The 17,645-nt window shown below is 61.1% G+C and carries 19 protein-coding genes; 11 read left to right on the top strand and 8 right to left on the bottom strand.

Going from position 1 to position 17,645, the window contains the following annotated elements; genetic code table 11:
- Nucleotides 1-132 precede the first annotated feature (132 nt).
- Nucleotides 133-1,497, bottom strand: coding sequence for a ferredoxin reductase family protein (locus F7P80_RS14810; RefSeq protein WP_151045760.1), 1,365 nt, complete (start codon nucleotides 1,495-1,497; stop codon nucleotides 133-135).
- A 63-nt stretch (nucleotides 1,498-1,560) separates the two neighbouring features.
- Nucleotides 1,561-1,926, bottom strand: coding sequence for a PepSY domain-containing protein (locus F7P80_RS14805; RefSeq protein ID WP_240183904.1), 366 nt, complete (start codon nucleotides 1,924-1,926; stop codon nucleotides 1,561-1,563).
- A gap of 232 nt (nucleotides 1,927-2,158) precedes the next feature.
- Here F7P80_RS14805 and F7P80_RS14800 point away from each other — a divergent pair, with 232 nt between their 5' ends.
- The 3 genes from F7P80_RS14800 to F7P80_RS14790 all read left to right on the top strand — a co-directional run bounded on the left by F7P80_RS14800 (nucleotide 2,159) and on the right by F7P80_RS14790 (nucleotide 4,520).
- Nucleotides 2,159-2,425, top strand: a complete 267-nt coding sequence (locus F7P80_RS14800) for a PepSY domain-containing protein (protein WP_114070924.1) — start codon at nucleotides 2,159-2,161, stop codon at nucleotides 2,423-2,425.
- Nucleotides 2,425-3,102: a response regulator transcription factor gene (locus F7P80_RS14795; RefSeq protein ID WP_054066517.1), complete on the top strand. Its 678-nt coding sequence runs from the start codon at nucleotides 2,425-2,427 to the stop codon at nucleotides 3,100-3,102. Before F7P80_RS14800 ends, F7P80_RS14795 begins: the two co-directional genes overlap by 1 nt.
- A gap of 83 nt (nucleotides 3,103-3,185) precedes the next feature.
- The gene (locus F7P80_RS14790) at nucleotides 3,186-4,520 is read left to right on the top strand and encodes an ATP-binding protein (protein WP_151045782.1); all 1,335 of its coding nucleotides are present in this window, start codon (nucleotides 3,186-3,188) and stop codon (nucleotides 4,518-4,520) included.
- Between the two features lie 125 nt (nucleotides 4,521-4,645).
- Here the strand turns inward: F7P80_RS14790 and F7P80_RS14785 are convergent, their stop codons facing one another.
- Genes F7P80_RS14785 through coaBC form a run of 4 tightly spaced genes read right to left on the bottom strand, consistent with a single transcriptional unit; the run spans nucleotide 4,646 to nucleotide 7,283 of the window.
- Nucleotides 4,646-4,990, bottom strand: coding sequence for a zinc ribbon domain-containing protein YjdM (locus tag F7P80_RS14785; RefSeq protein ID WP_054066519.1), 345 nt, complete (start codon nucleotides 4,988-4,990; stop codon nucleotides 4,646-4,648).
- A 34-nt stretch (nucleotides 4,991-5,024) separates the two neighbouring features.
- Entirely contained in the window at nucleotides 5,025-5,474 is a 450-nt protein-coding gene (dut, locus tag F7P80_RS14780; protein WP_054066554.1) for a dUTP diphosphatase, read from the bottom strand.
- A 37-nt stretch (nucleotides 5,475-5,511) separates the two neighbouring features.
- Nucleotides 5,512-6,027: a hypothetical protein gene (locus F7P80_RS14775; RefSeq protein WP_054066520.1), complete on the bottom strand. Its 516-nt coding sequence runs from the start codon at nucleotides 6,025-6,027 to the stop codon at nucleotides 5,512-5,514.
- Between the two features lie 26 nt (nucleotides 6,028-6,053).
- Nucleotides 6,054-7,283, bottom strand: coding sequence for a bifunctional phosphopantothenoylcysteine decarboxylase/phosphopantothenate--cysteine ligase CoaBC (gene coaBC, locus F7P80_RS14770; protein WP_151045759.1), 1,230 nt, complete (start codon nucleotides 7,281-7,283; stop codon nucleotides 6,054-6,056).
- A gap of 152 nt (nucleotides 7,284-7,435) precedes the next feature.
- On the opposite strand from coaBC, the gene pyrG reads away from it, so the two are divergent.
- The 5 genes from pyrG (at nucleotide 7,436) to F7P80_RS14745 (ending at nucleotide 12,383) form a co-directional block, all read left to right on the top strand.
- Nucleotides 7,436-9,097 (top strand): CTP synthase, encoded by a 1,662-nt coding sequence (pyrG, locus tag F7P80_RS14765; protein WP_151045758.1) that lies wholly within the window; start codon nucleotides 7,436-7,438, stop codon nucleotides 9,095-9,097.
- A gap of 154 nt (nucleotides 9,098-9,251) precedes the next feature.
- On the top strand, nucleotides 9,252-10,109 hold the full coding sequence (gene kdsA / locus F7P80_RS14760; RefSeq protein ID WP_058879724.1) for a 3-deoxy-8-phosphooctulonate synthase: 858 nt from the start codon (nucleotides 9,252-9,254) through the stop codon (nucleotides 10,107-10,109).
- Nucleotides 10,110-10,285: 176 nt separating this feature from the next.
- A complete protein-coding gene (gene eno, locus F7P80_RS14755) occupies nucleotides 10,286-11,572 on the top strand; it encodes a phosphopyruvate hydratase (protein ID WP_077344769.1) in 1,287 nt (428 codons plus the stop codon).
- Nucleotides 11,573-11,637: 65 nt separating this feature from the next.
- Nucleotides 11,638-11,916, top strand: a complete 279-nt coding sequence (locus F7P80_RS14750; RefSeq protein ID WP_054066525.1) for a septum formation initiator family protein — start codon at nucleotides 11,638-11,640, stop codon at nucleotides 11,914-11,916.
- A gap of 41 nt (nucleotides 11,917-11,957) precedes the next feature.
- Complete coding sequence (locus F7P80_RS14745) at nucleotides 11,958-12,383, top strand: hypothetical protein (RefSeq protein WP_151045756.1); 426 nt, start codon at nucleotides 11,958-11,960, stop codon at nucleotides 12,381-12,383.
- Nucleotides 12,384-12,516: 133 nt separating this feature from the next.
- On the opposite strand, the gene hslO is transcribed toward F7P80_RS14745, so the two are convergent.
- Both hslO and F7P80_RS14735 read right to left on the bottom strand, forming a co-directional pair.
- Nucleotides 12,517-13,509, bottom strand: a complete 993-nt coding sequence (gene hslO / locus F7P80_RS14740; protein WP_054066527.1) for an Hsp33 family molecular chaperone HslO — start codon at nucleotides 13,507-13,509, stop codon at nucleotides 12,517-12,519.
- Between the two features lie 41 nt (nucleotides 13,510-13,550).
- Nucleotides 13,551-14,075: a gamma carbonic anhydrase family protein gene (locus tag F7P80_RS14735; RefSeq protein ID WP_054066528.1), complete on the bottom strand. Its 525-nt coding sequence runs from the start codon at nucleotides 14,073-14,075 to the stop codon at nucleotides 13,551-13,553.
- Between the two features lie 45 nt (nucleotides 14,076-14,120).
- On the opposite strand from F7P80_RS14735, the gene F7P80_RS14730 reads away from it, so the two are divergent.
- The 3 genes from F7P80_RS14730 (at nucleotide 14,121) to F7P80_RS14720 (ending at nucleotide 17,589) form a co-directional block, all read left to right on the top strand.
- Nucleotides 14,121-14,921 (top strand): ferritin-like domain-containing protein, encoded by an 801-nt coding sequence (locus tag F7P80_RS14730; RefSeq protein ID WP_054066529.1) that lies wholly within the window; start codon nucleotides 14,121-14,123, stop codon nucleotides 14,919-14,921.
- A gap of 26 nt (nucleotides 14,922-14,947) precedes the next feature.
- Nucleotides 14,948-16,210 carry an EAL and HDOD domain-containing protein gene (locus F7P80_RS14725; protein ID WP_077344767.1) on the top strand — a complete coding sequence of 421 codons (1,263 nt, stop codon included), beginning with the start codon at nucleotides 14,948-14,950 and terminating at the stop codon, nucleotides 16,208-16,210.
- A 95-nt stretch (nucleotides 16,211-16,305) separates the two neighbouring features.
- Nucleotides 16,306-17,589, top strand: a complete 1,284-nt coding sequence (locus F7P80_RS14720; RefSeq protein ID WP_151045754.1) for an EAL and HDOD domain-containing protein — start codon at nucleotides 16,306-16,308, stop codon at nucleotides 17,587-17,589.
- The last annotated feature ends 56 nt before the right edge of the window (nucleotides 17,590-17,645 follow it).

Raw genomic sequence — 17,645 nt, 5'->3', positions numbered from 1 at the left:
AGATTGCAACAAAAATAAGAGCTGCCAGCGCTGATATTTCTTTGTTTTCACATAGTTTTTATGTGGAAACATAGATTTATCAAGCGCTGGCAGCTCTTTTTTCTTAAGCAACCAGGTCAGTGCTGACAGGTCTTAACGCATCTGAAAGGCTTCCTGGTGAATACGCCAGCCGCGCTGCTGCGCCTGGCGCATGGCCTTGCCCAAGCCTGCAGGCCCACACAGCCAGATGTCCAGCTGCGCACCGTACTGGGCAAGATGCTCGGGCGTCAGATACTCGCCCTGCGCCGCATCATGCACCTGCAGGCGCACGCTGGGCTGTGCCGCTTCGCACAAAGCCTGTAGCTGGGGTAGCAAGACATCCTGCGCGGCATTGCGCGTGCAGTAGTGCAGATGCGCAGGCTGCAGGCCATCCCTGCATGCCACACCGGGCTGGCGTGCCTGCAGCAGCGCCAGAAACGGGGTAATGCCCACGCCACCAGCCACCCAGACCTGGGTGCGTGCTGCGCCACCCTGCGCATCAAAACAGCCATAAGGGCCTTCGATCTGCACCGCCTGCCCTGGCTGCAGCAAACTGGGCAGACGGCGGGTGTAGTCACCCAGCGGCTTGATCACCAGACGCAGCAGTTCCTTGCCATCGGCCGTGCGACCGCAGCCTTCGGGCGCACTGGCAATCGTGAAGGGGTGCGGGCCTTCTGCGCCTTCAAAGCTGGCGAACACAAACTGCCCGGCACGGTGCCCTGGCCAGTTCTTGGGCATGGCACACAGCACTTCCAGCGGAGCCTGTCCAGCAGCGCCACCCAGCACACGTGCTTCATGCACTTGCGCGGCATAGCGGTTGCGGCCACGCCCGATGCGCCCAGCCAGTGACCACAGCGCAGCCACACTGCCTACCAGCAGCAGCGCTGCCATCACCATGCCCAGCGGGGCTTGCCAGAAGGTGAGCGGCGTCAGCGCCAGGGTGTGGAATGCCAGCAGCAGATACAGCGCAGGCATGACGCGGTGCAGCTTGCGCCAGGGGCGATACGGCAGCAGGCGCTGCCACAGCGTGAGCACCACCATGATGAGCAGGGCGTAAAACGCCCACTCACCCAGGTCCTTGGCCGTGCCACGCCAGTCTGTGGCCCAGCTGAGTACGGCTTCGCGCGGTACACGCCCTGCCGTGCCCACCATGCCCTTGATCAGACCGCTGGACTCCTTGGCCCCCCAGTGCAGCACTGCAGCCACCGCCGCTGCAATCCCTGCCCATTTGTGCAGGCAATAGACCTGATCCATACCGCCCAGCGGCCGCTCCATCCAGCGCTGGCGCAGCGAAAGCAGCATCACCAGACTCATCATGCCAATGCTCCAGATACCGCTCAGATACAGCGCATGCTGGCGCAACTGCCACCAGAAAGCAGGCTCACTGGCCGCTGCCATGCCCTGCCACGGCGCGGCGGCGGCAGCCCAGGCCAGGGTCAGCCCCAGCCACCAGATACCCCAGGCGATACGAACTTGCATGTCTAACCTCCCTGTTTTTATGTCTGAAATGAACTACCTTTGGGTGCGCCAGCGCACCGCGTCTTAGCGCTTGATGCGCTCGCGCAGGATAGCGCCAGTGTTGCCATCGAGCTCCAGCTTGACGCGTGCGCCCTGTGCATTGCGACCCTTGACTTCATAGCGGCCATCGGACCATTCAATTTCACGCAGATCACGGTAGCCTGCAGCGTCGAGCTGGTCATAGATCTGGCGAATCGTCAGCGCAGGCCCGTAGTACATACGGCCAGGCTGGGCAGCTGCTGCTGCAGGTGCGGCTGTGACGGCGGGAGCGGCAGCAGGCGCTGCAGGCTGTGTCTGGGCCATGGCACCAGCAGCCATGCCTGCAAACAATGCAGCAGCAGCCCAGTTGCGTGCCTTGGAAACGGTGAATGCGTTGCGGATGTGGTTCATGGTGGTACTCCTTGTTGAATGCTTGGTGATCAGCCCCTTGCTGACCTGACTGCATTGTTCAAAACCACGCCTGAACGCAGTCTGAAGCGCGTGTTCATCTGGCATTCATCTGCCATCCGCTATAACGTCAGAATGTCTGTCTGAAGGAGGCCACTACATGCTTGCTCTCACATGGCGCAGCGGTCTGCGCAGTCTGACCCTGATCGGCGCACTGGCTGCCGGTGCTGCGCTGATGCTGCCGCCCGCCTATTCCGACGAAAGCGACCATGAACTGGCACGCCAGGCACTGCAGCAGGGCAAGGTGCTGCCGCTGCGCACCGTGCTGGACCAGGTCGAGCGTGAACACAACGGCCAGGTCATCAAGATTGAGTTTGAACACGACGATGGCCGCTTCATCTATGAGTTGCGCCTGCTGCACCCCAATGGCGAGGTCAGCAAGCTCAAGGTGGATGCCGTCGATGGGCGCGTGCTGCGCATTCGCAGAAAAGGACGTGACTGATGCGCATTCTGGTAGTGGAAGATGAGCCCCTGCTGTCGCAGCAACTGCAGCAGGCCATTGCTGCAGCAGGCCATACGGTGGAGGTGGCAAGCGACGGCGCCACAGGCCGCTACATGGGCCAGGAAGAAGACTTTGACGCCGTGGTGTTGGACCTGGGTCTGCCCGTGGTCGATGGCCTGAGCGTGCTGCGCCACTGGCGGGCCCACGGGCGCAACATGCCGGTGCTGATTCTGACGGCGCGCAATGCCTGGCACGAAAAAGTCACAGGCATGGACGCAGGGGCAGACGACTACCTGACCAAGCCTTTTCACATGGAAGAGCTGCTGGCCCGGCTGCGCGCCCTGCTGCGGCGTCTGTCGCCCCACCACAGCGCGCAGTGGCAGTGCGGCCCCATCTTGCTGGACACGCGCCAGGCGACGGTCTCGGTCCACGGCATGCCGCTGCTGCTGACCAGCCACGAGTACAAAATTTTGTCCCTGCTCATGCAGCGCCCCGGTGAAGTACTCTCACGCACCGAGCTGTCGGAGCACCTGTACCCCGGCGACAGCGAGCGCGACTCCAACACCATCGAAGTCTTTGTGGGTCGCCTGCGCAAGAAGCTACCACCCGGCTGCATAGAAACCGTGCGCGGCCTGGGCTACCGCCTGCAGGCCAGCGACAGCGAGGCCAGCGCGTGAAGCTGCACTGGCCCACGCCCCTGTCCCTGCGCCACGGCTCCCTGCGGCTGCGCCTGCTGCTGAGCACGCTGATCTGGATTGCCATGGCCATTGCCGTCGCTGGCTGGGGCCTGCGTGATCTGTTTGAAAAACACATTGCCCAGCAGCTGCAGAACCAGCTGGTGCATCAGCTCAACCAGCTCAGTGCCGCCGTCAATCTGAGCCCTGAGCAAACCATTGAAGTGCAGCCCATTGCTAGCGATTCGCGCTTTGCCACACCGCTGTCCGGGCTGTACTGGCAGGTCGATGAACTGCCTGCGGACGCAGCACCCAAGCTCGGCGTGGAGCGCTCGCGCTCCCTCTGGGACCAGGTGCTGGAGCTGCCCGCCCACAGCGCCCGGCAAAGCCAGCCCCAGGGCTACGCCGTACTGCATCTGCATGCCCTGCAGGGCCATACGCTGCTGGCCGTCAGCCGCACCCTGCAGCTGCCCGAAGCCAATGCCCCGCTGCTGCGCCTGACCGTGGCTGCCGACCAGGAACTGCTGGCCGAGCCCCTGCAGCGCTTTACGCACATGCTGCTGATCGCCCTGGGCCTGCTGGCTGCAGGGCTGGTGCTGGCCGTGGTGGTACAGCTGCAGCTGGCCCTGCGCCCCCTGCAGCTGCTGCGCCAGCAGCTGGGCACAGTGCGCACCGGTGAGGCCATCCAGCTGGACGGGCCCTTTCCTCATGAGCTGCAACCACTGGTCAGCGAGTTCAACCACGTGCTGCGCGCCAATGCAGACATCGTGCAGCGCGCGCGCACCCAGGCGGGTAATCTCGCCCATGCCGTACACACGCCCCTGAGCATTCTGGGCAATGCGGCAGCGCAGGAGGATTCACCCCTGGCCCTGCTGGTGCGCGAACAAGTCGCCACCGCCCAGCGTCAGGTGGACTACCACCTCGCCCGCGCACGCGCAGCCGCCGCCGTGCGTGCGACCGGCCTGCGCACACCGGTGCAGCAGCCCCTGCAGGCCCTGCTGCGCACCATGGCGCGGCTGTATCCGCATATCGACTTTGCGCAGGAGAACGACGCCTCGCAGCTGGCCTTCAAGGGTGAAGAGCAGGACCTGTTCGAAATGCTGGGCAATCTGCTGGACAACGCGGGCAAATGGGCGCACCAGCAGGTCAGCATCAGCGTGCAGCCTCTGCAGGAGCAGCTGCAGATCTGCATTGATGACGATGGCCCCGGAATTGCCGATGCCCAGCAACGCCGCCAGATTTTTGAGCGCGGCCAGCGGCTCGATGAAAACCGCCCCGGCAGCGGCCTGGGGCTGCACATCGTGCAGGAGCTGGCCCACACCTACGACGGCAGCGTGCAGGCGCTGCCCTCGCCACTGGGCGGCTTGCGGCTGGAGCTGCTGCTGCCGCTGGCATCAGAATCCGTTAATCCAAAAAAATGAGCTGCTAGCGCTTGAAAAACAAGGGTTTCACATAACTTTCGCCATGAAACCCTTGCCTATTCAGCGCAAGCAGCTACAAATACAGGAACAGGAAAAATACAGTGCCTGTGTGGCACTGGCAGACATCAGGCCTTGCGCACAAACTCCGACTTGAGCTTCATGGCACCCACGCCATCGATCTTGCAGTCGATGTTGTGGTCACCCCCCACCAGACGAATGTTCTTGACCTTGGTGCCCACCTTCACCACGGAAGAGGCGCCCTTGATCTTCAGGTCCTTGATCACGGTGACCGTGTCGCCGTCCTGCAGCAGATTGCCGTTGGCATCCTTGACCACCAGCGCATCATCGTCCTGCTCGGCAGCAGCGGCGGCAGACCACTCATGCCCGCACTCAGGGCAGATCAGCAAATCGCCATCCTCATAGGTCAGCGTAGAAGCGCAGGCGGGGCATGGCGGCAAGCTATGGCTCATTGATCTCGTCCTTTTTTATAAATGGGGTGAAAAATTACTGCTTGCCGGTGGAGCCGTAGCCACCTTCACCGCGTTCGGAAGGTGCTTCAAACTCGTCCACCACGTTGAAGCTGGGCTGCACCACGGGCACGATCACCAGCTGTGCCAGTCGGTCCATGGGCTGCAGCGTGAACGCGGTCTGCGAGCGGTTCCAGGCGCTGACCATGAGCTGGCCCTGGTAGTCCGAATCAATCAGGCCCACCAGATTGCCCAGCACAATGCCGTGCTTGTGGCCCATGCCGGAGCGCGGCAGGATCATGGCGGCATAGCCGGGGTCTTTGAGGTACATGGCCATGCCTGTGGGAATCAGCTGCCACTGACCGGGCTCCAGCGTCACAGGCGCATCAATACAGGCACGCAAATCCAATCCAGCGCTGCCAGGGGTTGCGTAGGAAGGCATGTTGTCGCGCAGGCGCGCGTCCAGAATCTTGATATCTACTTGCATGGGCAGCAATGGTAAGGGGTAATGGCAAGGCGCTGGCTCAGCGCTTATTGGACTGAGAAGCCTTGCGCACGCTCTGAATCACGCTGAACACCACCCACAGCACAATGACCACGGGCAGCAGGTCGGGCGCAAAAATGCCAGCCACCACCAGCATGGGAATCAGTAGCACCCAGCCCAGCGAGCTGGCCTGCGGCTTGCCCTTGGATGTACCCTGGGCCTGGGCTTTCTGCTGCAACTGCTGGGCCTTGCGCTGAAAGCGCGCCACAGCACCTTCCACGCTGCCGGGCTCGGTGGTGGGCACTGCTGTGCTGGAAGGCTTGAGGGCTGGTGCGGCGGGCGTGCGGCCCCACTCCTGCTCGGAAGACTGCAGGGCAGACTTTTCACCCAGCGCACGCAGGCGCTGGCGTTGCTGCTCATGCTCGGCCCAGGCCATCAGATCTTCGACATAGCGCACATAGTCGCCATCCGGCGGGCTGTTGAAGTCGCTGTAATTGGGACGGGAAGGCGCAAACAGGCGGGTCTTGCGATGGTGATTTTTAGGCAGTAGCGCCATTGCTTCCCTCCACTTCTTGATGTGATTCAGGCCTTGGTCTGTGCAGTCGGCAGTCGTCGTGCCAGTTCTGCCACCAGCTGGCGGCCCAGTTCGGTCTTGCTGGCGCGGGGCAGTTCACGGTGGCCGCTGGCATCGACCAGCAGCAATGCATTGTCATCCTGCCCGAAAGTCGCTGGCCCGATATTGCCTACAAGCAAAGGTACACCCTTGCGCACACGTTTTGCTGTGGCGTGCTGCAGCAAGTCATGGCTCTCCGCTGCAAAGCCAACACAGTACAGCTCGCCACGCTGGGCACGCTCGCTCTTGGCCACGGTGGCCAGAATGTCAGGGTTCTCCACAAAAGCCAGCGCAGGCACTTCGCCCGAGCCGTCTTTCTTGATCTTCTGGTCTGCGGCACTGGCAGGACGCCAGTCGGCCACAGCCGCGGTCGCAATAAAGATAGAGGCGTGACCGACATGGGCCTGCACGGCGTCCAGCATCTGCAGAGCAGACTTCACATTGATGCGCTGCACGCCACGTGGCGTGGGCAAATGCACGGGGCCAGCAACCAGCGTCACCTCTGCACCGGCCGCCTTGGCCGCCGCTGCAATGGCAAAACCCATCTTGCCGCTGGAGAGGTTGGTAATGCCGCGCACCGGGTCAATGGCTTCAAAGGTGGGGCCAGCAGTGATAAGCAGCTTTTTCCCGGCCAGCACCTTGGGGGCAAAAAAAGCGGCAATGTCTTCGATCAGCTCTTCCGGCTCAAGCATGCGGCCGTCGCCTGTTTCCCCGCAGGCCTGTTCCCCCACACCCACGCCAAGCACATGGGCGCCATCGGCGGCCGCCTGGGCAAAATTGCGCTGGGTGGCGGGGTGGGCCCACATCTCGCGGTTCATGGCGGGTGCCAGCAGCAGGGGCACGCGCTCGATGGGGCGCGCAATGCACATCAGGCTGAGCAGCTCATCGGCCCGGCCCTGGGCTAGCTTGGCCACAAAGTCTGCGCTGCAGGGCGCGATGACGATGGCGTCTGCCTCACGGCTCAGATTGATGTGGGGCATGTTGTTGCCCTCGCGGTCATCCCACTGCGAGGTGTAGACCGTGCGGCCCGAGAGCGCCTGCATGGTCACAGGGGTGATGAACTGCTCGGCAGCTTCCGTCATCACCACCTGTACGGTGGCACCTGCCTTGGTCAGCAGGCGGCACAGATGTGCACTTTTGTAACAAGCAACGCCCCCGGAGAGGCCCAGAACAATGTGTTTGCCAGCGAGTTCTTGCATGGGCCGAATGTAGCAGAGGCGGCGCGCTGCAACTGTCAATACGCATGCTGCATAACCAGCGATATGCCCAAGGTCGATTGACCTAGCGCGCCACGGCCTTTGTCCGGCGGAACCTATAATCTCGCTTTACCACCACCATAAAAACACAAGACATGACCAAATTCGTCTTCGTCACAGGCGGTGTGGTGTCTTCCCTGGGCAAGGGAATCGCCTCAGCCTCCCTTGCTGCGCTGCTCGAATCGCGCGGCCTCAAAGTCACCCTCATCAAGCTGGATCCCTATATCAATGTGGACCCCGGCACGATGTCCCCCTTCCAGCACGGCGAAGTGTTTGTGACGGACGACGGCGCCGAGACGGACCTGGACCTGGGTCACTATGAGCGTTTCATCGAAACGCGCATGAAGCAATCCAACAACTTCACGACCGGTCGTATCTACCAGTCTGTGCTGGAAAAGGAACGCCGTGGTGACTATCTGGGCAAGACCGTGCAGGTCATCCCCCACATCACCAACGAAATCCAGGAATACGTCAAGCGCGGCGCTGGCATCGGCACTGATGATGCCGTGGACGTAGCGATCTGCGAAGTGGGCGGCACTGTGGGCGATATCGAATCGCTGCCGTTCCTGGAAGCGATCCGCCAGCTGGCATTGAAGATGGGCCCCAACAACGCGGCCTTCGTGCACCTGAGCTACCTGCCCTATATTGCAGCCGCAGGCGAGCTCAAGACCAAGCCTACCCAGCACACCGTGCAGAAGCTGCGCGAAATCGGCATCCAGCCCGATGCGCTGCTGTGCCGCGCACAGTACGCCGTGCCTGAGGAAGAAAAGAGCAAGATCTCGCTGTTCACCAATGTGGCTGAATGGGGCGTGATCTCCATGTGGGACGTGGACACCATCTACAAGGTGCCCCGCATGCTGCACGAGCAGGGTCTGGACGGCCTGATCTGCGACAAGCTGCGCCTGAACACCGCGCCCGCCAACCTGAAGCGCTGGGACGACCTGGTCTACGAGACCGAGCACCCACAAGGCGAAGTGCAAGTGGCTATGGTCGGCAAGTACGTGGAGCTGTCCGACGCCTACAAGTCCGTGAACGAGGCCTTGAAGCACGCCGGTCTGCGCAACCATGTGCGCGTGAAGATCACCCACGTGGACTCCGAAACCATCACCGACGCCAACGCCAAGCAGCAGCTGTCCAAGTACGACGCCATCCTGGTGCCCGGCGGCTTTGGTTCGCGTGGTGTGGAAGGCAAGATCTCCACGGCCAAGTACGCCCGTGAAAACAAGGTGCCTTATCTGGGCATCTGCCTGGGTATGCAAGTGGCTACCATCGAGTACGCACGCCACAAGGCTGGTCTGGAAGGCGCGAACTCCACCGAGTTTGACCCCAACACGCCCAACCCCGTGATCGCCCTGATCACCGAGTGGAAGGACGAAGACGGCACCATCAAGACCCGTGACGCCAACTCCGACCTGGGTGGCACCATGCGTCTGGGCGCGCAGTCTTCCGACGTGCAGCCCGGCACACTGGCACACAGCATCTACGGCGACGTGGTGACCGAGCGCCACCGCCACCGCTACGAAGCTAACGTGCAGTATCTGGACAAGCTGCGCGAAGCCGGTCTGGTGATCTCTGCGCTGACACAGCGCGAGCAGCTGACCGAAATCGTGGAACTGCCCAAGGAAGTTCACCCCTGGTACATCGGTGTGCAATTCCACCCCGAGTTCAAGTCCACGCCCTGGAATGGCCACCCCCTGTTCAACGCCTTCATCAAGGCGGCCATGGACAACCACGCCAAGGGCGGTAAAAAGGCGTAATTTCCTGATAACGGAAACGCGTCTTTAAAAAAAGGAGCTGCCAGCGCTTGATAATTCACGACTTCAGCATCAAATGCATGTGAAGTCTTTGAATCACCAGCGCTAGCAGCTTTGGTTTTTGAAGCATGTAGACATGCACACAAGGAACACTGCCATGAAACTCTGCGGCTTTGACATCGGTCTGGACAAGCGCTTCTTCCTGATTGCTGGCCCATGCGTGGTCGAGTCTGAACAACTGCAGATGGACGTGGCTGGCCAGCTCAAGGAAATCACGTCCGGGCTGGGCATCAACTTTATTTTCAAGAGCAGCTTCGACAAGGCCAACCGCTCTTCGGGCACGAGCTTTCGTGGCCCCGGCATGGAAAAAGGCCTGGAAATTCTGGCCAAGGTACGCAAGGAAATTGGCGTGCCCGTGCTGACGGACGTCCACACCGAAGCCGAAGTGCCCCATGTGGCCGCCGTCGTCGACGTGCTGCAGACCCCCGCCTTCCTGTGCCGCCAGACGGACTTCATCCGCGCCGTAGCGCAGTCCGGCAAGCCCGTGAACATCAAGAAGGGCCAGTTCCTGGCGCCGCATGACATGAAGAATGTCATCGACAAGGCACGCGCTGCTGCCAAGGAAGTGGGCCTGCCTGAAGACAGCTTCATGGCGTGCGAGCGCGGTGCCAGCTTTGGCTACAACAATCTGGTGAGCGACATGCGCTCGCTGGCCATCATGCGCGAAACCGGCGCCCCCGTGGTGTTTGATGCCACCCACAGCGTGCAGTTGCCTGGCGGCAATGGCACATCCAGTGGCGGCATGCGCGAGATGGTGCCTGTCCTGTCCCGCGCCGCTGTGGCCGTGGGCGTGGCAGGCCTGTTCATGGAAACCCACCCCGACCCATGCAATGCCCTCTCCGACGGCCCCAACGCTGTACCCCTGAAGCACATGAAGGCCTTGCTGGAGACTTTGGTGGCGCTGGACGACGTGACCAAGCGCAACGGTTTCCTCGAAAACAACTTTTCGGCCTGAGTTTGCGTAAGATGCGCACCGCACGATACGTGAATTAGCCAACGCGAAAAAGCACGCTCCGTGGAACGTGCTTTTTTCACATGTACCGACCCGATTTCTGCATGCCAGGCGCCGAGCAACAACAACATCCAGCCTGCGCAGCACCCAGTTTGTAAAAAACCTGAAGAGGAAAACCCATGAGTGCAATCGTTGACATCGTAGGACGTGAAGTTCTGGACAGCCGTGGCAACCCCACAGTGGAATGTGATGTGCTGCTGGAATCGGGCGTGATGGGCCGCGCAGCGGTACCCAGCGGCGCATCGACCGGTTCGCGCGAAGCGATCGAACTGCGTGACGGCGACAAGAGCCGCTACCTGGGCAAGGGCGTGCTCAAGGCCGTAGAGCACATCAACGGCGAAATCGCACAGGCCGTGGTCGGTCTGGACGCCGCAGAGCAAGCCTTCCTGGACAAGACCATGATTGACCTGGACGGCACGGACAACAAGAGCCGCCTGGGCGCCAACGCCATGCTGGCCGTGTCCATGGCCGTGGCCCGCGCCGCTGCTGAAGAAGCTGGGCTGCCCCTGTACCGCTACTTCGGTGGCATGGGCGGCGTGCAACTGCCCGTGCCCATGATGAACGTGATCAACGGCGGTGCCCACGCGAACAACTCGCTGGACCTGCAGGAATTCATGATCATCCCCGTGGGCGCACCTACTTTCCGCGAAGCCGTGCGCTGGGGCGCAGAAGTGTTCCACGCCCTGAAGAAGATCATCAACGACCGTGGCATGTCCACCGCCGTGGGTGACGAAGGTGGCTTCGCCCCTTCCGTGGAAAACCACGAAGCTGCGATTCAGCTGATCATCGAAGCCATCACCGCTGCAGGCTACAAGGCCGGTGAAGACATCGCTCTGGGACTGGACTGCGCTTCCAGCGAGTTCTACAAGGACGGCATGTATGTGCTGGCTGGCGAAGGCAATATGACCCTGAACGCCACCCAGTGGACCGACATGCTGGCCGGCTGGTGCGACAAGTACCCCATCATCTCCATCGAAGACGGCATGGCCGAAGGCGACTGGGAAGGCTGGAAGGTACTGACCGAGCGTCTGGGCAAGAAGGTGCAGCTGGTGGGTGACGACCTGTTCGTGACCAACACCAAGATCCTGAAGGAAGGCATCGACAAGGGCATCGCCAACTCCATCCTGATCAAGATCAACCAGATCGGCACCCTGACCGAAACCTTCGCCGCCATCGAAATGGCCAAGCGCGCTGGCTACACCGCCGTGATCTCGCACCGTTCGGGTGAAACCGAAGACAGCACGATTGCTGACATCGCCGTGGGCCTGAATGCTGGTCAAATCAAGACCGGCTCCATGAGCCGCTCTGACCGTATCGCCAAGTACAACCAGCTGCTGCGCATCGAAGAAGATCTGGGCGACGTGGCGGTTTACCCCGGCCGTGACGCTTTCTATAACCTGCGTTAATCTCTAGGCTCGCGCCTGACTTCAAAAACGGGGCTCACCGCGGCCCCGTTTTTTCAATTTGCACCATGGTTTCTCGCATCGTCACCCTTGTTTTACTGAGTCTGCTGGCCATCACCCATGCCCAGCTGTGGTGGGGTGCCGGCAGCATGGACCGTGTCGCCGAACTGCGGGGCCAGATCAACGAACTCCGTGCCTCCAACGACGCTGCCCGCAAGGAAAATGAACGCCTGGCCTCCGAGGTCAACGACCTGCGCGAAGGCAAGGAAACCATCCAGGAAAAAGCACGCTATGAGTTGGGCATGGTCAAGCCTAACGAAATCTATGTGCACATCATGCGCCCCTGAGCCAGCGCCTTGTTCCGCCTGACTCTTTTCATTCAGTTCTGATGCACGACCGCATCCTTCTGTGTGCCAGCGCCGCACACTGCGCCCAGGTACTGCAGGCAGCTGCCGCAGACCGGGTCAAGCTCCACAACCTGCAGCCCAGCACCCGCTGGCCCAGCCCTGCTCCTGACACCCATCCCCTGATTCTGTGGGCCTTGCTGCCCACTGCCTGCGATGCCGCCGCACTGGCCCTGGAAGCCCAGTGGCGTGCGCACATGCTGCAGCCACAGGCCCAGCACTTCACCATCCAGATGCTGTATGGCTCCGCCGCGCAGCAGGCCCGCCAGTTGGCCCCCTGGATCAAGGCAGAAACTACCGATGCAGGCTCTGCAACTGATGCAGACTGCCCCGAGTGCCTGGACGCGCGCAGCGAGCAGTCCCTGTTCCAGCACCTGCTGCAGCGCAGTCAGACCACCCAGCAGACATAAAAAAAAGAGCTGCCAGCGCTGGATTTATCAGCATTTCACATACAAAAGTATTTGAAACCCTGATTTAACCAGCGCAAGCAGCTCTCTTTTTCAGAGAAGCGCTATGGCCAAGCCCGCTTCGGGCAAGCAGTGCTTACTGTACCGAGGAAGAGCCGGGGGCCTGCGTCGATGCATCCGCAAACATCTGCGCAGCATCGACCGCATCAAAGTGGTACTCAGCACCACAGTAGTCGCAGCCCACTTCCACCGTACCGCGTTCAGCGATCACGGAGTCCACCTCTTCCTTGCCCAGATTGCGCAGCATGCCTTCCACGCGTTCACGGCTGCAGGTACAGGCAAAGTGGGGGCCGTTGTCGCCATCCTGAGGCACAAAGCGCAGCAGCTTTTCTTCCCAGAACAGGCGGCGCAGGATGGTGTCCACATCCAGCGTCAGCAGCTCTTCGCGCTTGAGGCTGGCAGCCAGTGTGGCGATGCGGTTGTACTCTTCGTTGGCGCCGAGGCGGTCCTGCTCATCCTGTGCGCTTTCGGTGGCACCTGCCAGGTTGTCCTGACCCTTGAGCGGCATGCGCTGAATCAGCAGGCCTGCGGCAACTTCGTCGTTGGCGGCCAGCACAATGGTGGTGTCCAGCTGCTCGGACTGGCGCATGTAGTGCTGCAGCACGTCCGAAATCTTGTTCAGTGGCTGGCCATCAGGGCTGGTCAGGGGCACCACGCCCTGGTAAGGCTGCTGACCGGGCAGGCGGTCCTTAGGGTCCAGCGTGATGGCGCAGCGGCCCACGCCGTTCACATTCACCAGCTGCTCCAGCGAAGCGCCGACAGGCACATCACCGTTGACCGATGCCGTGGCACGCAAGCCCAGGTCAGACTGCACCTCAGCCACAGCCACCTTGACCGGGCCGTCGCCAAAAATCTGGAAAATCAGCGCGCCATTGAACTTGATGTTGGACTGCATGAGTACGCTGGCGGCTGCCATTTCACCGAGCAGCTCACGCACAGGCACTGGGTAGGCACCCGTGGAGGTATTGCTGGCACGGCGCTGGAGGATGTCCTTCCAGGCGTCAGTCAGACGTACGATCATGCCGCGAACCGGCAGGCCATCAAAAAGGAATTTGTGGAGTTCAGACACGCTGTGTGTATCCCGATCAGTGTTGGTGAAATGCCGGGCGGCTAGCCCAGCTTGCGCAGTCCCGCCCTGAAGCGCCGCGCGTTATGGATGTAATGCTGCGCACTGCGGCGCAGTCCCTCGATCTGCTCTGGGGTCAGCTGCCGGACCACACGGGCCGGGCTTCCGATGATCATGGAGCCATCCGGAAACTCCTTGCCCTCGGTCACCAGTGCACCTGCACCCACCAAGCAGTTTTTGCCAATTTTGGCCCCGTTCAGCACAATCGCACCGATGCCGATCAGGCTCTCGTCCCCAATCGTGCATCCATGCAGCATGACCTGATGGCCTACGGTGACATGGCGGCCAATCGTCAGTGGCATGCCTTCGTCAGCATGCAGCACGCTGGCATCCTGCACATTAGTGCCTTCGCCAATGGTAATGTGGGCCGTATCCCCTCGCACCACGGTGCCAAACCACACGCTGGCATCAGCGCCCAGCTGCACATCGCCCATGACCTGCGCACTGTCAGCAATCCATGCGCTCTCGGCAATCTGCGGGGCTACACCCTCCAGTTCATACACGGCCATCTTGTCTCCTCTTTTTTGTGCCTACGGGAAAATACAATTGTAGGTATGGAGCTCCGACAACGCGCACTCGAGGTTTTGCGCCTCTGCGATGCTGCTGAAAAGGCAGCACAGGCCATGCACATGCATGCTCAGTCTCAGCAATGGGACATCGCCCAGCAATCCCCCGCCCTTCCCCCTGACGCCCACTTACCAGGCCATCCCGCACGCCCCGAGCTGCGCCACCACACCGAGGTGGCACGCCGCTCACCTGCGACGCTGGAGGGGCGCATCATTCTGATGCATGCCATTGCACACATCGAGTTCAATGCCATCAACCTGGCGCTGGATGCCATCTGGCGCTTTGATGACATGCCGCGCCAGTACTACCTGGACTGGCTGCGCGTGGCCGGTGAAGAAGGCAAGCACTTTCTGCTCATCTGCGACTGGCTCAAGCAGCAGTGCCATGACTATGGCGACTTCCCTGCCCACCAGGGGCTGTGGACCATGTGCGAAAAGACGGCGGGCGACATCACCGCCCGCATGGCCCTGGTGCCACGCACCATGGAAGCGCGCGGGCTGGATGCCACGCCGCAGATCCAGGCCAAGCTGCGCCAGGTCGGAACCCCGGATGCACTGGCCGCCGTGGCCGTACTCGATGTGATCCTGGAAGAAGAGGTCGGCCACGTGGCCATTGGTAACCATTGGTATCGCTTCTTATGTGAGCGCTACGGTCTGGATCCCCAACCCTACTACACTGTACTGGCGCATAAATATGAAGCGCCGCGGCCGCGCCCGCCTTTTAATACAGAGGCCCGTCAAGCCGCTGGATTCACCGACGAAGAAATCGCCTGGCTTGAACAGCATTGACACCCCGATCCCCAGACGTTCCCACCATGCCCGCCAATTCCTCCTCCTCTCCTGCTGCGCCGGCCGCTACTGCCTCCAAGGGCACCTCCATGATCGCGCGACAGGCCATTGTGAATGCCGAAAAAGCGGTCATCGGCTATGAGCTTTTCAATCGCTCCCGCGCGCCCATGGAGCACACCGCAGCTACGGATGTGCTGCTGCTGTTCACGGCCCTGTCACACACAGGCCGTGAAGACCTGGTGGGCACCAAGCTGCTGTTCGTCAACAGCACGCACGAAAGTCTGGCAGGCGGCCACCTGGAGCTGCTCAGCCCTGAAAAAGTGGTGCTGGAGGTGGAGCCTTTGGGCCACGTGGCGGCCTCGGAAGCCTTAGCGCGCCTGCCCATTTTGCGTTCGCTGCGCGAGCGCGGCTTCAAGCTCTCGTTCAACCACACGGTGCTGGAGTCGGCCTATGCCACCTGGCTGCCGCTGGCAGACTACATCAAGCTGGATATGAACCTGTTGCGCCCCGAGCAGCTGGCAGTGCTCACCAGCCATGCCATCCGCCATAGCAAGGCGCAGCTGGTGGCTACCAAGATTGAAACGGAAGAACAGTTCACGCTGGCACGCAGCCTGGGCGCGGCCCTGTTCCAGGGCTACTGGTTCTCACGCCCGGCTGTAGTTGAAACCAAGCTGCTGGCCCCCAACCAGGTCAGCATCATTCAGCTGATCAATTTGCTGCGTCAGCAAGCCAGCACCGATGAAATTGAAGATGTCCTGAAAAAGGATGCCGGACTGGCCTTTAATCTGCTGCGGCTGATCAACTCTGCTGGTTTTAACAGCTCCCGCGCCATTACTTCCGTGCGCCAGGCCATCATGATCATGGGGCTGAAAAAGCTGTTCCGCTGGTCTGCCCTGCTGCTGACTGCCTCACAGTTCGGAACCTCCACCCCGACCATTGGGCATACCGCCGTGATTCGCGCACGACTCATGGAACTGCTGGCCATGGAGTTCATGAGCGAAGACGATGCCGAGCAAGCCTTCCTCGTAGGGGTGTTCTCGCTGCTTGACGCCATGCTCAACATGCCACTTACCGCAGCCTTGCAGCTGATTCGCCTCCCCGACAACGTGCGTGATGCCCTGCTGCTACGCCAAGGAGTCTTTGGTGAGCTGCTCACCCTGGCCGAAGCCTGTGAAAGCGGCGATGACATCGTTTTCGACCAGGCAGCCTCAGTCCTTGGCCTCAACAGCCAGCAAATCAACTGGGCTCATTTGCAGGCCTTGGCTTGGTGCGACCAGATCACGCAGTAATCCGGTCTGCGTGCCCGCCAGAGAAGTACGTTTGCTTACACGATACACATAGCGCTACATTTAAAGACTACATTGCTTTTTTTGCGCTGACTGCCATGAACTCTGTGACCACGCCCGCTGTTTCTGCTACACCGCCCGCCCCCGGCATTCCCGACGATTCGGTTGCCATGATCGGACGGCAGGCTATCCTGAATGAGCGTCGCGAGGTCTTTGGCTACGAGTTGTTCGACCGCACCACAGCGGCGGCTGCCCATACCGCTGCCAGCGATGCAGCCATGCTGTTCAATGCCTTGTCCTATACCGGCACCGAGATGCTGGTAGGCCGCAAGCTGGTCTTCATCAATTGCACTCACGAAAGCCTGGCAGGCGGTCACCTGGAGTTGGTGCACCCCGACAAGGTCGTGCTGGAGGTGCCCACCCTCAAGGAGGAAGCCAGCGCAGAGGAAATTGAAGCCATCATTCCAGTGCTGGAAACCCTGCGCCAGCGTGGCTTTCGCCTGGCCTTCAATCAGCACATGCTGCGCAGCAGCTATGCCAGCTGGCTGCCCCTGGCCAGCTTTATCAAGCTGGACATCCTGGGCCTCCCGCTGGAAAACGCAGCAGCACTGGTGCGCTTTATCCGTGCCCACACCAGCGCACAGATCGTGGCTGAAAAAGTAGAAACACAGCAGCAGTACGAACACATGCAGGCGCTGGGCGTGACCTTGTTCCAGGGCTTCTGGTTTGCCAAGCCTGATGTCGTGCAGGCCAAGACCATCCGCCCCTCTCAGGCCATCATCCTGCAGCTGCTCAACCTGATCCGCCAGCAAAGCAGTTCGGCAGAGATCGAAGACCTGCTCAAGAAAGACCCCACCCTGTCTTTCAATCTGCTGCGCTTTATCAATTCGTCAGGCTTTGGACTGTCGTGCGAGATCACCTCGTTCCGCCATGCAGTGATGATTCTGGGCATGAAAAAGCTGTTTCGCTGGGCGGCTCTGCTGCTGACCTCCTCGCGCAACGGCGGCAACACCCCGGCAGCGGGTCATATTGCGGTGGTACGCGGCCGCCTGATGGAACTGCTGGCGACCGACATGCTGTCTGCCGAAGAAGCTGACAATGCCTTTGTGGTGGGCGTGTTCTCCATGCTCGACACCATGCTGGGCATGCCCATGGAGCAGGCTCTCAGCGCCGTGGCACTGCCGCAGCCCGTGGTCGATGCCCTGCTGCACCGCACCGGGGTCTATGCCCCCTTCCTGGAACTGGCGCTGGCCTGCGAGAGCGGCAATGATGAAGCCTTTGCCAAGCACGTGGAAAGCCTGCATCTGTCCAACCACCAGGTCAACTGGGCACACCTACAGGCCCTGGCATGGGCAGATACGCTGACCGAAATGGACATCTGATTCTTCCCTGCCGTTTCCGCTGCACAGATAAAAAAGCGCCACCTTCGGGTGGCGCT

Origin of the sequence: Comamonas kerstersii (assembly GCF_008801935.1) — a bacterium.
GTDB classification, from domain to species: domain Bacteria; phylum Pseudomonadota; class Gammaproteobacteria; order Burkholderiales; family Burkholderiaceae_C; genus Comamonas; species Comamonas kerstersii.
Note: the sequence above shows the minus strand (reverse complement) of the source record. Positions and strands in the feature narration are given on the sequence as shown.

Coding starts and splice junctions, on each gene's coding strand:
- F7P80_RS14775 (WP_054066520.1), bottom strand. CDS start 6,027: ATGGCGCTACTGCCTAAAAATCACCATCGCAAGACCCGCCTGTTTGCG.
- F7P80_RS14800 (WP_114070924.1), top strand. CDS start 2,159: ATGCTGCCGCCCGCCTATTCCGACGAAAGCGACCATGAACTGGCACGC.
- F7P80_RS14735 (WP_054066528.1), bottom strand. CDS start 14,075: ATGGCCGTGTATGAACTGGAGGGTGTAGCCCCGCAGATTGCCGAGAGC.
- F7P80_RS14810 (WP_151045760.1), bottom strand. CDS start 1,497: ATGCAAGTTCGTATCGCCTGGGGTATCTGGTGGCTGGGGCTGACCCTG.
- dut (WP_054066554.1), bottom strand. CDS start 5,474: ATGCAAGTAGATATCAAGATTCTGGACGCGCGCCTGCGCGACAACATG.
- F7P80_RS14725 (WP_077344767.1), top strand. CDS start 14,948: ATGCCCGCCAATTCCTCCTCCTCTCCTGCTGCGCCGGCCGCTACTGCC.
- kdsA (WP_058879724.1), top strand. CDS start 9,252: ATGAAACTCTGCGGCTTTGACATCGGTCTGGACAAGCGCTTCTTCCTG.
- coaBC (WP_151045759.1), bottom strand. CDS start 7,283: ATGCAAGAACTCGCTGGCAAACACATTGTTCTGGGCCTCTCCGGGGGC.
- F7P80_RS14720 (WP_151045754.1), top strand. CDS start 16,306: ATGAACTCTGTGACCACGCCCGCTGTTTCTGCTACACCGCCCGCCCCC.
- F7P80_RS14795 (WP_054066517.1), top strand. CDS start 2,425: ATGCGCATTCTGGTAGTGGAAGATGAGCCCCTGCTGTCGCAGCAACTG.
- F7P80_RS14750 (WP_054066525.1), top strand. CDS start 11,638: ATGGTTTCTCGCATCGTCACCCTTGTTTTACTGAGTCTGCTGGCCATC.
- F7P80_RS14790 (WP_151045782.1), top strand. CDS start 3,186: ATGGCCATTGCCGTCGCTGGCTGGGGCCTGCGTGATCTGTTTGAAAAA.
- F7P80_RS14745 (WP_151045756.1), top strand. CDS start 11,958: ATGCACGACCGCATCCTTCTGTGTGCCAGCGCCGCACACTGCGCCCAG.
- F7P80_RS14805 (WP_240183904.1), bottom strand. CDS start 1,926: ATGAACCACATCCGCAACGCATTCACCGTTTCCAAGGCACGCAACTGG.
- F7P80_RS14730 (WP_054066529.1), top strand. CDS start 14,121: ATGGAGCTCCGACAACGCGCACTCGAGGTTTTGCGCCTCTGCGATGCT.
- F7P80_RS14785 (WP_054066519.1), bottom strand. CDS start 4,990: ATGAGCCATAGCTTGCCGCCATGCCCCGCCTGCGCTTCTACGCTGACC.
- pyrG (WP_151045758.1), top strand. CDS start 7,436: ATGACCAAATTCGTCTTCGTCACAGGCGGTGTGGTGTCTTCCCTGGGC.
- eno (WP_077344769.1), top strand. CDS start 10,286: ATGAGTGCAATCGTTGACATCGTAGGACGTGAAGTTCTGGACAGCCGT.